General features: G+C 45.8%; 13 protein-coding genes. 12 read left to right on the top strand and 1 reads right to left on the bottom strand.

What is annotated here, in order from left to right:
* Positions 1 to 103 precede the first annotated feature (103 nt).
* From rpoE to acpS, 11 genes are all read left to right on the top strand, one after another.
* Complete coding sequence (rpoE, locus tag R7Z78_RS11660) at positions 104 to 682, top strand: RNA polymerase sigma factor RpoE (RefSeq protein WP_005380946.1); 579 nt, start codon at positions 104 to 106, stop codon at positions 680 to 682.
* A 26-nt stretch (positions 683 to 708) separates the two neighbouring features.
* Positions 709 to 1,335 carry a sigma-E factor negative regulatory protein gene (locus R7Z78_RS11655; protein ID WP_005380944.1) on the top strand — a complete coding sequence of 209 codons (627 nt, stop codon included), beginning with the start codon at positions 709 to 711 and terminating at the stop codon, positions 1,333 to 1,335.
* A complete protein-coding gene (gene rseB, locus R7Z78_RS11650) occupies positions 1,332 to 2,291 on the top strand; it encodes a sigma-E factor regulatory protein RseB (RefSeq protein ID WP_005380941.1) in 960 nt (319 codons plus the stop codon). Before R7Z78_RS11655 ends, rseB begins: the two co-directional genes overlap by 4 nt.
* 2 nt (positions 2,292 to 2,293) lie before the next feature.
* The gene (locus R7Z78_RS11645) at positions 2,294 to 2,764 is read left to right on the top strand and encodes a SoxR reducing system RseC family protein (protein WP_085570062.1); all 471 of its coding nucleotides are present in this window, start codon (positions 2,294 to 2,296) and stop codon (positions 2,762 to 2,764) included.
* Between the two features lie 158 nt (positions 2,765 to 2,922).
* Positions 2,923 to 4,716 (top strand): translation elongation factor 4, encoded by a 1,794-nt coding sequence (gene lepA, locus R7Z78_RS11640; protein ID WP_005384577.1) that lies wholly within the window; start codon positions 2,923 to 2,925, stop codon positions 4,714 to 4,716.
* Between the two features lie 104 nt (positions 4,717 to 4,820).
* Entirely contained in the window at positions 4,821 to 5,720 is a 900-nt protein-coding gene (gene lepB / locus R7Z78_RS11635; protein WP_005380933.1) for a signal peptidase I, read from the top strand.
* A 21-nt stretch (positions 5,721 to 5,741) separates the two neighbouring features.
* Entirely contained in the window at positions 5,742 to 6,419 is a 678-nt protein-coding gene (gene rnc, locus R7Z78_RS11630; protein WP_005380932.1) for a ribonuclease III, read from the top strand.
* Entirely contained in the window at positions 6,412 to 7,374 is a 963-nt protein-coding gene (gene era / locus R7Z78_RS11625; protein ID WP_005380931.1) for a GTPase Era, read from the top strand. The genes rnc and era overlap by 8 nt, the downstream gene beginning before the upstream one ends.
* Before the next feature lie 115 nt (positions 7,375 to 7,489).
* The gene (gene recO / locus R7Z78_RS11620) at positions 7,490 to 8,221 is read left to right on the top strand and encodes a DNA repair protein RecO (RefSeq protein WP_104975590.1); all 732 of its coding nucleotides are present in this window, start codon (positions 7,490 to 7,492) and stop codon (positions 8,219 to 8,221) included.
* Positions 8,218 to 8,952 carry a pyridoxine 5'-phosphate synthase gene (gene pdxJ / locus R7Z78_RS11615; protein WP_005384579.1) on the top strand — a complete coding sequence of 245 codons (735 nt, stop codon included), beginning with the start codon at positions 8,218 to 8,220 and terminating at the stop codon, positions 8,950 to 8,952. The genes recO and pdxJ overlap by 4 nt, the downstream gene beginning before the upstream one ends.
* A gap of 10 nt (positions 8,953 to 8,962) precedes the next feature.
* Positions 8,963 to 9,343, top strand: a complete 381-nt coding sequence (acpS, locus tag R7Z78_RS11610; RefSeq protein WP_005380927.1) for a holo-ACP synthase — start codon at positions 8,963 to 8,965, stop codon at positions 9,341 to 9,343.
* Between the two features lie 69 nt (positions 9,344 to 9,412).
* Here acpS and barA read toward each other — a convergent pair whose 3' ends face one another.
* Positions 9,413 to 12,211 carry a two-component sensor histidine kinase BarA gene (gene barA, locus R7Z78_RS11605; protein ID WP_104975589.1) on the bottom strand — a complete coding sequence of 933 codons (2,799 nt, stop codon included), beginning with the start codon at positions 12,209 to 12,211 and terminating at the stop codon, positions 9,413 to 9,415.
* 192 nt (positions 12,212 to 12,403) lie between these two features.
* Here barA and rlmD point away from each other — a divergent pair, with 192 nt between their 5' ends.
* Positions 12,404 to 13,723, top strand: a complete 1,320-nt coding sequence (gene rlmD, locus R7Z78_RS11600; RefSeq protein WP_104975588.1) for a 23S rRNA (uracil(1939)-C(5))-methyltransferase RlmD — start codon at positions 12,404 to 12,406, stop codon at positions 13,721 to 13,723.
* The last annotated feature ends 95 nt before the right edge of the window (positions 13,724 to 13,818 follow it).

Genomic DNA, 13,818 nt, shown 5'->3' with positions numbered 1-13,818 from the left:
ACAATAGTGCTCAAGTAAGCAGTGGTGTCAATACTACGTTTTGCATAATTAGTACCCATATCTGAGAAGAGTAGGGGCATAACAAATAGGAGTATCCGCTCGAATGAACGAGCAGCTGACCGATCAAGTATTGATTGAGCGAGTTCAGAATGGCGATAAGCAAGCATTCAACCTGTTGGTAACAAAGTACCAGAATAAGGTATGTAATCTTATTTCCAGATACGTTAGTAATCCTGGCGATGTACCAGATGTAGCACAAGAAGCGTTTATTAAAGCTTACCGAGCTATCCCTAGCTTTCGTGGGGAAAGTGCGTTTTATACGTGGCTGTATCGCATTGCAGTGAATACTGCGAAAAATCACATTGTTGCTCAAGGGCGTAGACCTCCAGCGACAGATGTCGATGCTGAAGATGCTGAATTTTACGAAACAGGTAGTGCACTTAAAGAAATATCGAACCCTGAGAACTTAACGTTGTCCAAAGAATTGCAACGGGTGGTGTTCAGTGCAATCGAAGCTTTACCTGAAGATTTAAAAACCGCAATGACATTACGAGAGCTCGATGGCTTGAGTTATGAAGAAATTGCAGAAGTGATGGATTGCCCGGTAGGAACGGTACGATCGCGTATCTTCCGTGCTCGTGAGGCGGTGGAAAAGAAAATCAGACCTCTTTTGCAACGCTAGTACAAGTAATAACTATGGTGAAAATAATGGCTGACAAAGAAAAACTTTCAGCTCTCATGGATGGAGAATTGGTCGATAAGGCTTTAATTCAAGAGTTAGAGCAAGACCAAGAGAGCCGTGATGCTTGGCAGAACTACCACCTGATTGGTGATGTGATGCGAGGCGAAGCGCCAGCAAAACCTGAGTGGAATATTGCTGAAAGCGTGGCGTTAGCGTTAGAAGATGAACCTGCACACCGTGCGTTTGATTCGCACAGTGCAAATGTTATCTCAATTGCGGATACGCCAAAAGAGTCGCAACCAGAACCGCAAAAAGCAAAACGTCAGTTGCCAGGTTGGTTGACGCAGTTTGGTCAAGTTGCTGTTGCTGCATGTGTATCGCTTGTTGTTATTTTAGGTGTACAGCAGTACGGTGGTAGCGATTCAATGTCGCCGCAAACAGATCAATTACCTGTATTGCAGACGGTTCCGTTTGCTGGCAGCGCAGAACCAGTGAGTTTGACTCGTGAGTCTGTAGAACGTTCTGTAGGCGAGGCAAATATGCAAGAGCAGCGCAAGCGTGTTCATGCTATGCTGCGAGACTACGAATTGCAGTTACGAATTAACAGTGATGCATCTCAACAAGATGCAAATCTGAATCCGGATATTGAATGAAAAAATTTCTGATCAGCGCTTGCGCTCTGTTCAGTATGATGTCTTCTCAAGCCTTTGCTGGTGATAAGCCAGCGGAGGCTTTATTGCATCAAATGAGCGAGGCGAGTAAGAATTTAAGTTACGAACTCTCTTATATCCTTATCAAAAAGAACAGCATTGAGCCGTTGCTGTATCGTCATGCCACGCATGGTGACGATCAATATGCTCATCTTGTCTACTTAAGTGGCCCCGTGCGTGAAGTGATTCGTCGCGGAACTGAAGTAAGTTACATCGAAACGGGTTTAGAACCGTTCACCATCGAGTCAGGTAAAATGGTCGCTCCGACTATGCCTATGCTCAACACCAATATCGATGAGCTAAACTTGTATTACGACTATGTAAAAGTGGGTAGAGCTCGTGAAGCTGGTGTGGCAACACAAGTGCTGCGTATTGTTCCTAAAGATGGTCTGCGCTATTCATACGTACTATGGATCGATGAGAAGAGTAAATTGCCGTTACGTGCCGACCTTGTGGACCGCGATGGTGAGATGCTTGAACAATATCGCACTATTTCTTACACGGTAAACCCAAAAATCGCAGAGTTAATGAGTGGCCTGCAAGATGTTCAATTACCTGCTGTTCTCACCATGCCAAAAGGCGATATTGGGACCAGTAATTGGCAGGTTGGTTGGATCCCTGAGGGTTTCGAGCCGAACGAGCTCAACCGCTATCGAATGGCCGTTACTAATCAAATGGTGGAGAGCCAGCTGTATTCTGATGGTCTGTTTAGCTTCTCTGTTTACGTAGCAAACAAAGATGAGCATTCGTTAAAAGGGCAGTTGGTTCGCCAAGGCAGAAGAACGCTACACAGTTTTGTGAGCGGTCAACATGAAATCTCTGTTGTAGGAGACATTCCACCGACCACAGCACAGCGTATAGCCCAATCTGTCACATTTAATGTAACAAAGAGTAAATAACAATGATGACCGCGTTGGCTACCGTGACAGACGTGCATCGTCGCGGCAAGCAATACGAAATTGATTTAAGTTGCGAACAGCAGACCAGTTGCAGTAGTTGCTCTTCACAGAAAAGCTGTGGAACGGGCGTTGTTACTAAAGCCATTGGTAACAAGAGTTTATCTTGGCACCTGCGCACGGATAAATCGGTGAAAATAGGTCAAGTCGTCGAGATTGGTTTTCCTGAGTCGAGCCTAATAAAATCAGCAATGGCGGTTTATTTACTGCCATTGTTTGGTTTGATTATCGGTGCGATGTTTGGTCACGTCCTATTAGCGCCGCTGACAGCCGGCGGGGAAGGCATCATCATATTGGCATCGGTATTGTTTGCCGCTGGTGGAATGTGGATCGCAAAACGTGTTTCTCGTCCGTTAGAAGATGAATCTAAGCGCCAAGTTACCCTCGTTCGGGTACTTGGAGAGCCAATCCAGTAAGTGCTGTCCCCCTCCACTAAAGGTTATTTGGGTATGTACTTTAAATTACGTGCGCCCGTTAACGAAATTCGGTAGAATCTGCCAACTTGATTGAAATGCCGTCAGTAGATGGCGTTTCTTACTGTCCCTATTTGTAAAGAGTTAGTCACCCTAAATCTATGAAGCACATTCGTAACTTTTCGATTATCGCCCACATCGACCATGGTAAGTCGACCCTATCAGACCGTCTAATCCAAGTTTGTGGCGGGTTAACCGATCGTGAAATGGCCGCACAGGTTCTGGATTCTATGGATCTTGAACGTGAGCGTGGCATCACCATCAAATCTCAGAGTGTGACGCTAAACTACACCGCTAAAGACGGTGAGACGTATCAGCTGAACTTCATCGATACTCCGGGGCACGTTGACTTTGCATATGAAGTATCACGTTCTCTAGCGGCTTGTGAAGGTGCGCTATTGGTTGTGGATGCGGGTCAAGGTGTTGAGGCTCAAACACTGGCTAACTGTTACACCGCGATCGAAATGGATCTAGAGGTTGTGCCAATCTTAAACAAGATTGACCTACCTGCAGCTGATCCTGAGCGTGTAGCGGAAGAAATTGAAGAAATCGTTGGTATCGATGCAATGGAAGCAACCCGCTGTTCTGCGAAGACAGGCATCGGTGTTGATGACGTTCTAGAGAACATTGTGTCAGCGATTCCAGCACCGGAAGGTGATCCAGATGCGCCACTACAAGCGCTGATCATTGACTCATGGTTTGATAACTACCTTGGCGTTGTTTCTTTAGTGCGTATTAAAAACGGCGAACTGAAGAAGAACGATAAGATCAAAGTGATGAGTACGGGCCAAGTTTGGGGTGTAGATCGCCTTGGTATCTTTACGCCAAAACAAGTAGATACCGATATCCTTCGTACTGGTGAAGTAGGTTGGGTTGTTTGTGGTATCAAAGACATTCTTGGTGCCCCTGTTGGTGATACGCTGACTCTAGCGAAGAATGGTTGTGATAAACCGCTACCAGGCTTTAAGAAAGTTAAACCTCAGGTTTACGCAGGTCTGTTCCCTGTATCTTCTGACGATTACGAGAACTTCCGCGACGCACTAGGCAAACTAAGCCTAAACGACGCATCGCTATTCTACGAGCCAGAAAACTCTGCAGCACTAGGCTTTGGTTTCCGTTGTGGTTTCCTTGGCATGCTACATATGGAAATCATCCAAGAGCGTCTAGAGCGTGAATACGACTTGGATCTTATTACCACAGCACCAACGGTAGTTTACGAAGTTGAGAAGACGGATGGCGATCTGCTGTATGTTGATAGCCCAGCAAAACTACCAGCGATCAATGATATTGAAGAAATTCGTGAACCGATTGCGCGTTGTAATATCCTTGTGCCTTCAGAGTACCTAGGTAATGTAATCACCCTGTGTGTTGAAAAGCGAGGCAGTCAAGTTGATATGGTTTACCACGGTAACCAAGTCGCTGTGACTTACGATATTCCAATGGCTGAAGTGGTACTGGATTTCTTCGATCGTCTGAAATCAACATCACGCGGTTACGCATCTTTGGATTACAACTTCCAGCGTTTTGAAGCTTCGAACATGGTACGTGTAGACGTTCTTCTTAACGGTGACACTGTTGATGCCTTGGCGATGATCACACACAAAGATCAGTCTCAGACTCGCGGTCGTCAGTTGGTAGAGAAGATGAAAGAATTCATCCCTCGCCAAATGTTTGATATCGCAATCCAAGCGGCAATTGGTAACCACATTATCGCTCGTTCAACGGTAAAACAGTTGCGTAAGAACGTTATCGCGAAATGTTACGGTGGTGACGTAAGTCGTAAGAAGAAACTTCTGAAGAAACAGAAAGAAGGTAAGAAACGCATGAAGCAGATCGGTAACGTTGAGCTGCCTCAAGAAGCGTTCCTAGCCATCCTTCACGTAGGTAAAGACTAAAGTTGAACTTTGTCTCACACTTGTCGGTCTTAAGACGTTAGATATTAAAATAAGTGAAAGGGTTTCGGCTCTTTCACTTTCGTATTTTTAGATAAGGGAATTTAATGGCGAATACATTCTCACTGATGTTGGTTATTGCGACTTTGGTAACTGGCGTTGTTTGGCTATTGGAAAAGCTGGTTTTCGCGAAAAAGCGTCAGGAAAAACTGGCTGAGATTCAAGCTCAGACGTCTAATGGTTTGGATGCAGTGACCTTGCAAAAAGTTGAGCGTCAGCCTTGGTGGGTTGAAAATAGCGTCTCTATTTTTCCTGTGATCGCGTTCGTTTTAGTATTACGTTCTTTTATCTACGAACCATTTCAAATCCCATCAGGCTCAATGATGCCTACCTTGCTGGTTGGCGATTTCATTTTAGTTGAGAAGTACGCGTACGGTCTAAAAGACCCAGTATGGCGTACTCAGCTAGTGGAAACTGGTAAGCCTGAGCGTGGTGATATCGTGGTCTTCAAATACCCACCACAACCAAGTGTGGACTACATTAAGCGTGTAGTTGGTTTACCTGGTGATATCGTGCGTTATTCAAGTGATAAGCAGCTTTGCGTGCAAAGCCAAGGCGAATCGGCATGTAAGCCAGTTAAACTGAGCAACGTTGAAGAAAGTCAGTTTAGCTCGAACGGTATTCCAATGATCCAACTGGATGAAAAATTGGGTAACGTTGAGCACAATATTTTGGTTAACCCTCTTGTGCGTAACCGCGTGGAGCAATATTTCCCACGCAGCGGCACGACAGAGTGGGTTGTACCACAAGGTCAGTATTTTGTGATGGGTGATAACCGTGACAACAGTGCTGACAGCCGTTACTGGGGCTTTGTTCCAGAAGCAAACTTAGTCGGTAAAGCTGTCGCGATCTGGATCAGCTTCGAGTTTGATCGTGGCGCAGATAGTGTTCTACCTTCATGGATTCCAACTGGTGTGCGTTTTAATCGCATCGGTGGCATTCACTAACCATTCAAATATCGAGAGAGTATGAATTCTCCAATTGATAAACTAGAGAGAAAGCTCGGCTACCAGTTTCAAGATGCCGGGCTTATCAATTTGGCGCTGACGCACCGCAGCGCCAACAGTAAGCACAATGAACGTCTTGAGTTTCTGGGCGATTCAATTTTAAGTTTTGTCATCGCTGATGATCTGTACCATCGTTTCCCAAAAGTGAACGAAGGTGACATGAGCCGCATGCGTGCTACTTTGGTTCGCGGACATACATTGGCGGAACTGGGTCGTGAATTCGATCTAGGAGATTATTTAAAATTAGGTCCAGGTGAATTGAAGAGTGGCGGTTTTCGCCGAGACTCTATTTTAGCCGATGCGGTTGAAGCCATTATTGGCGCAATTTACCTAGACAGTGATCTTGAAGTTGTGCGAGGCATTGTACTGAGTTGGTATCAGTCACGCCTTGAAGCCATTAAACCAGGCGTTTCACAGAAAGATCCGAAAACTCGCCTACAAGAGTTCCTACAAGGCAGAAGAAAACCGCTGCCTGTCTACACAGTGACTAATATTAAAGGTGAAGCGCACAACCAAGAGTTCACGGTTGAGTGCGAAGTAGCAGGTGTGGATAAGCCTGTAATCGGTAAAGGCACCAGCCGCCGCAAGGCAGAACAAGCGGCTGCTGAAACAGCACTTGAGCAATTAACAAATGGCTGATAACGAATTCGATATCGATGCGTTTTTCGCATCACAAGGTGAGCCAAGCTCGCCAGAAAACCAACACTGTGGCTTTATTGCTATTGTTGGTCGTCCAAACGTAGGTAAGTCGACACTTTTGAACAAGATTTTGGGTCAGAAGATTTCGATCACCTCTCGTAAGCCGCAAACGACACGCCACCGTATTATGGGTGTGGATACGGACGGCGATTACCAAGCGATTTACGTCGACACGCCTGGACTTCACATTGAAGAAAAGCGTGCGATCAACCGTTTGATGAACCGTGCAGCTAACTCGTCATTGAGTGATGTAAACCTTGTGTTCTTCTTAGTCGATGGTACGCATTGGACTAAAGACGATGAGATGGTGCTGACCAAACTTCAAAAATCGAACTTCCCAGTTGTGCTTTGTGTAAACAAAGTCGACAACGTACAAGATCGTAACGACGTGATGCTACACATGGCGGAGATGTCGAAGAAGATGGACTTCGTGGATGTTGTGCCAATCTCTGCCAAGCAAGGTAAGAACATTGACGTACTGCGTAAGCACGTGCGTAATCACTTACCTAAAGCAACGCATCACTTCCCAGAAGAATACGTGACTGACCGTTCTCAGCGTTTTATGGCGTCTGAGATTGTGCGTGAAAAGCTGATGCGCTTTACTGGTGAAGAGCTGCCATACTCAGTAACGGTTGAAATTGAACGTTTTGATTACAACCCAGAAACCGACGGTTTCCACATCAATGCATTGATTCTTGTTGAGCGTAATGGCCAGAAGAAAATGGTGATTGGCAAAGGCGGCGAGAAGATTAAAACCATTGGTCGCGAAGCGCGTTTAGATATGGAAGAATTGTTCGGTCGTAAGGTTTACCTAGAAACTTGGGTAAAAGTGAAATCTGGCTGGGCAGACGACGAACGAGCGTTGCGATCGTTGGGTTATATAGACGATTTATAATCTTGGCTGCGAAGGTGCTTCGCTCCAACATCGATGAAAAATCAGTATCGATTAAAATAAGGAGCCGCTCGGCTCCTTATTTTTTATTTCACACTTTTTAGGCACAATGACTTAGATGAGTAATCTGTCTTCCGAAGGTTTACAGCGCTGTTTTGTATTGCACCGACGCCCTTACAGTGAATCGAGCTTAATCCTTGATGTATTTAGTGAGGAATATGGCCGAATGACTTTAATGGCCAAAGGCGCGCGCAGTAAGCGTTCGAACTTAAAAGGCGCATTGCAACCTTTTACCCCGCTATTACTTAAATGGTCGGGGAAAGGCTCAATGAAAACTTTGCGTCAAGCCGAGCCGATAAGTCTAGGTTTGCCGTTAACGGGCATTAATCTCTACTCAGCCATGTACGTCAATGAACTGATTGGCCGTATTTTGATGGCTGAAGTGCCGATGCCAGCACTATTTCATGATTATTTGCATGCGTTAACCGAGTTGGCGCACAACGAGAACCCTGAGCCTGCACTGCGTCGTTTTGAGTTAGCCTTGCTGTCTGCGATGGGGTATGGCCTGGATTTTTTGCATTGTGCAGGTACCGGCGAGCCCGTCGATCCAGAAATGACCTATCGTTACCGGGAACAGAAAGGGTTTATTGCTTCGGTTAGGCGCGATAACCTCACGTTTTTAGGGAATGAACTGATTGCTATCAGTGAGCGGCGGTTCGTCACTAAAGAGCAGCTAAAAGCGGCAAAACGCTTTACACGTATAGCCTTAAAGCCGTATCTTGGCGGCAAACCTTTAAAAAGTCGTGAATTTTTCATTCAGACCCCCAGAGCACGGAGTAACGGAAAATGAGCTCAATTTATTTAGGCGTCAATATCGACCATATTGCCACTCTACGTAATGCACGTGGTACAAAATACCCAGATCCTGTTCACGCTGCTGAAATTGCAGAGCGTGCAGGCGCGGACGGTATCACTATCCACTTACGTGAAGACCGTCGCCATATTTTGGATCGTGATGTACGTATTCTGCGTGAAACCATTCAAACGCGTATGAATCTAGAGATGGCAGTGACGGACGAAATGGTTGAGATTGCGCTGCAAACTAAACCAGAGTTTGTGTGTCTAGTGCCTGAAAAGCGTGAAGAACTGACGACGGAAGGTGGCTTAGATGTTGTAGGGCAGCTTGAAAAAATTAAAGCTGCGACGAAAAAGCTGACAGATGCAGGCATTAAAGTTTCGCTCTTTATTGATGCTGACCGTCAACAGATTGAAGCTGCGAAAAAGTGTGGCGCTCCGTTTATTGAGCTACATACTGGCCACTATGCAGATGCGACGACAGAAGACGAACAGCAAGCTGAACTGAAGAAGATTGCTGCTGGTGCGAGTTATGCACATGACCTAGGTATTATTGTTAATGCCGGGCATGGCCTGACTTATCACAATGTCGCACCAATTGCTGCATTACCAGAAATTTACGAACTCAACATTGGTCATTCAATCATTGGTCGCGCAGTATTTGATGGTTTAAATAAAGCGGTTGCTGACATGAAAGCACTGATGATTGAGGCTCGCCAGTCATAGGGCTATCTAGATGGCGATTATAGGGTTAGGGACCGACATTGCAGAAATTGAGCGTATTGAAAAAGCGTTAGCTCGTAGTGGTGAACCTTTTGCTCAGCGGATTCTTTCAGAAGAAGAAATGGCCAAATTCTCACAGCTTAAGCTGCAAGGTCGTTATCTTGCTAAGCGCTTTGCAGTTAAAGAAGCGGCCTCAAAAGCACTGGGAACAGGGATCGCAAAAGGGGTCACGTTTCACGACTTTTCCATCTCGAACGATGAGCTTGGAAAACCAGTGCTCGCATTGACGGGCACAGCCAAGCAAATAGCGGATGCGATGGGCGTTAACCACATTCACCTGTCCATTTCCGATGAGCGTCATTACGCTGTGGCGACGGTCATTTTTGAATCCTAGCTTGTAAGTCTTAAACAAAATACTAAAAAGCCAGAGCATTTGCTCTGGCTTTTGTTTCTCTTCAATAGATCACTGTTCAAGGTATAACTTTGCGGTTGTTGTTACTTTAATCATTTCATCTTGCAGCTCGAACATTTCAGGCTCAACTTCCTCAAGACTGACCCCTGAGCGCAGTGCTTGCTCAAGCGTCGCACAGAGTGACTTCAGTCTTGGAACGCCACAATATGAACTACTGCCGTGCAGCTTATGGATGACATGAATTAGGTCATCACGAGAGATATCTTCTTGCTCTAGAGCTTGGTCAACAACCGCTTCTACTTCAGGGATGAACTCAATCAACATGCGCAGCATATCTTTGGCGAGATCCTCTTTATTTGCGCTCTGTTTCAAGGCTGCTTGCCAATCAATAATCACATCCTGCTGAGGCGAAGAAACGGATTGCGGTACGCTTCCTTCAGGTTCATCAACGTATGAAGGGGCGACTTTGCCAATGCTCTCTGTACAAGCATTTGGGTTCCAGTGAACCAAAACCTGTTGTAGCACATGCTCTTCAATAGGTTTGGTCAAGTAGTCATCCATTCCTGCCGAGAGCAAGCGGTCTCGTTCCCCAGCCATGGCATGCGCCGTTACCGCAATCACTGGCGTGTCTTTATTTAGCTCCAACTCTTTAATGTGCTTACAAGCGGTCACACCATCCATTTGTGGCATTTGGATATCCATGAAGATTAAATCGTACTTTTTCTCTGTCGCCAGGTTCACCGCTTGCTGGCCATTGCTACAGGCGGTGACGGTTTCTACTCGTTCGCGGAGCAGTGCAGAGATCAGCTTCAAGTTTGCAGGGTTGTCATCCACTGCTAGTACAGTCAGAGGTAAACGGTCCCCTTCGCTTGGCGTAATTGGAGCGCTTAATACCGGTGGCGATTCTACATGTTCGCTAATCAGGCTTTGTAGCAACTTACGGCGAGACAATGGCTTCGTCAGGCACTGGACGTGATGCTCTGTCATTATTTGGTCCGCAAGCGCCAATTCGGTACTCGGTGTCCCTAGGAGAACACTCGGAGCCATACGTTTCGCTTGTTCTATCCAAGGTGTAATAACTTCCGCATCGTGAGTCTGGTTGGCCGCTAAATTCAACAATACATAATCATATTGTTCTTCGTTGTTTGGTAGCGAAGAGCGGTAGGTTACTAAAATACCCTCCTGACTTAGAATCTGTTGGGTTACGGATGCGGCTTGCATGTTTGGTTCAATCAGTAGTAACTGCTTCCCAGTCAGAAGTTCCACTTCAATCAGTTCGCTCATTGGCATCTCGGTTGAGTGCAAGCGCACCGTAAACCAGAAGGTTGAACCTTGGTGTAGACGGCTGGTTAAACTGATTTCGCCGCCCATCTGGCTCACCAGTTTCTGAGTGATAACCAGACCAAGGCCAGTACCACCGTAACGACGTGAAATACTGGCATCCGCTTGGCTAAAGGCTTGGAACAACTGCGCTTGCTGACGCTCAGAGATACCAATACCGGTATCACGCACCATGAATTGTAGTTCGACGGAGTCTCCTGATTGAGAGCGCATTTCTACGCTAACATCAATGTTGCCTCGCTCGGTAAACTTGATTGAGTTACCTACTAAGTTCGTCAAAATTTGCTGGATACGTAGTGGATCCCCAACTAAACCTGGTGGAATTTTAGGGTCCACTTTTAGGGTGATTTCTAACCCTTTCTCATGTGCACTTGTGGCTTGTAGGTTAATTACCTCTTCTAAACTTTCTCGGAAATCAAAAGGAATGTTTTCCAGCGCCAGCTTACCCGCTTCAAGTTTCGAGAAGTCGAGAATGTCATTGATGATATTCAGCAGGTTGTTCGCCGACTTCTCAATCGTCTGTAGGTAATCCGTTTGGCTGTTAGAAAGCTGCGTTTTAAGCATTTGACGAGTAAAGCCAATCACCCCATTGAGCGGAGTACGCAGCTCGTGCGACATGTTCGCCAAGAACTCTGACTTAACCCTGGCCGCTTCTTGCGCGCGTTTCTTCGCGATATCCAGCTCAACGTTCTGAATTTCTAGCTGCTCAAGCGTTTCACGTAAGTCGGACGTGGCTTGGTCTATACTGTGCTGCATCTCTACGTGATATTCTGATAACGATACCGCCATGGCGTTGATGCCATTTTTTAGCTGGTCTAACTCACCGTGCATTTTGCCTTCGATACGCACATCCAGATGACCACGGCGAATGCGGTCAACGACATTCTTCATGTGGGTGATAGGTTGGGTCACATCGTGCATTAGACGTGAAGCAAAAACACTTGCTAAGCCAAGACCGAGAACCAGAACTAAAAACGCAGAGAAGACTTCTTGATACTGTTGCAGCCTCAAGGAGGAGAGATCTAACTCGACGGCGATGTAACCAATCGCTTTTGTGCCTTGGCTTTCGTTCGACAACTCCGCTAAGTAGTGACCTTCTGACAAAATGGGGACACGCAATATCAGTGAGTTTTCGTAGATTTCCGAATTACCCAGTTGCGGGATCGGTTTATCTTTGGGAAACATCAAGGCTTCAAAATTAGGATGAAAGTTAGAGGTCACAAAGAGCTCATGATGTTCATCAAATACCGCGATACTACGAACCAGTTTGGAGTTTTTGCGGTGCGCGTAGCTTATCAAGCGACGTACCGCCTCTCGGCTTTCTGATAGTAGATGAGTTTCACTGGCAATCGCCAGCGGCTCAATAATGCTGTTACCAGTGGTGATAACTTGTTTCTCAAGGTCTTGGTAGCGGTTAAATGAGAAAAAGCCGCTCAGTAATAAACCAATAATGAGAGTGGGAGCGAGAGTTAGTGTAATTACACGTGCTCGTAAGCCATATCTGGTCATGTTATCTAATTACATCGGAGTCTGGATATGGGAAAATAACGCATTATTTCTCAAGCGCACGATAAAGCCTTGAGCAAAGAAGTGACGTCACCGAATAAACGGTAAGCATAATCAAGTCACTCGAATCACACAACGGCTGCAATCAAGAATAGTGAAGCCGAAGAGCAATTACACATAAATCAGGCATAGAGCATGGCACGCATCTTTCAACCGAAAAAGAAAACCCAACTCAATAATCGGCACCAAGCAGTGCAAGTAGAGCGTTTAGATCACCACGGCGCAGGCATTGCTTACCTCAAAAAGAAGCCATTGTTTATCGATGGAGCACTGCCGGGTGAGGAGGTGGTCACTCAATTGGTGGAAGAAAAGAGCAAATACGCTCGCGGTAAGTTGATTAAAATCCTTAAGCCGAGTGAAGCTCGTGTGGAGCCATTTTGCCCACATTATCATGAGTGCGGTGGCTGTGATTTGCAGCATCTAGATTATGACCAACAATTGACGTACAAACAGCAAACGTTGCGTCAGCTAATGCGAAAATTTTCAGGCAGTGACATTGAACTAGATGCCCCGTTATTGGGATATTCGCAGGCCTACCGTCGCCGTGTGAGAGTGAGCTTGTTTGTTGATAAAAAAACACGTCAGCTACATTTTGGTTTCCGTAAAAAGCAGAGTAAGCAAATTGCGCAAGTGACCGATTGCCCAGTGCTGGCACCGGAACTGAATGTTTTGCTGCCAGAGATTTACTCAGCCCTAAAAGCGTTCAAAAAGCCGGAACAATTGGGTCATCTAGAGCTGGTACTTGGTGATAATGGTCCGTGTATTACGCTGCGCCACTTGAGCGCTCTGACAACGAGTGAAACTCAATCTCTAACGGAGTTGGCAAAACGTCATGGCGCATCGTTGTACTTAATGCCATCGACAGAACAATTAGACCTTATCGAAGGCGATATGCCTTTTTATCAAGAAGTTGGAGTGAAAATCCCTTTTGCACCAAATAACTTTATTCAAGTAAACCAAGGTGTAAACCAACAAATGGTCAAACAAGCGGTTGAGTGGTTAGACCCACAAAAGAGTGACCGAGTGTTAGATTTGTTCTGTGGTTTAGGCAACTTTAGTTTACCAGTTGCGAAATTAGCTAAGTACGTGGTTGGAGTAGAGGGTGTTGCAGAGATGGTAGAAAAAGCCACAAACAATGCATCTTTGAACCAAATCAATAACGCGCAATTTTATCACGCTAACCTTGAGCAAGATTTTGAAGGCCAAGCCTGGGCCGCAGAGCGGTTTGATAAAGTATTATTAGACCCGGCACGCGCGGGAGCGAGTGGGATCATCGATCAAGTTTCTGAGCTTGGCGCACAGCGTGTAGTTTATGTTTCTTGTAATCCTGCTACCCTTGCTAGGGATAGTCAAAGCTTGATAGAGCAAGGCTATAAATTAACGAAATTAGGTATGCTGGATATGTTCCCTCATACCAGTCATCTAGAATCGATGGCATTGTTTGAAAAGTCCTAACTTTAGGACTTTGACCCCTTATTTGTGGTGGGTGGTCATAAAGCCAGCGTGTACGCGCGGTAAAAAGAACTAACCTGGACGGTGTTAGTCAAACC

Origin of the sequence: Vibrio sp. 1167, from assembly GCF_033340375.1 — a bacterium.
Classification (GTDB): domain Bacteria; phylum Pseudomonadota; class Gammaproteobacteria; order Enterobacterales; family Vibrionaceae; genus Vibrio; species Vibrio alginolyticus.
The sequence above is the reverse complement of the archived record's forward strand: the minus strand, read 5'-3'. Positions and strand labels throughout refer to the sequence as shown.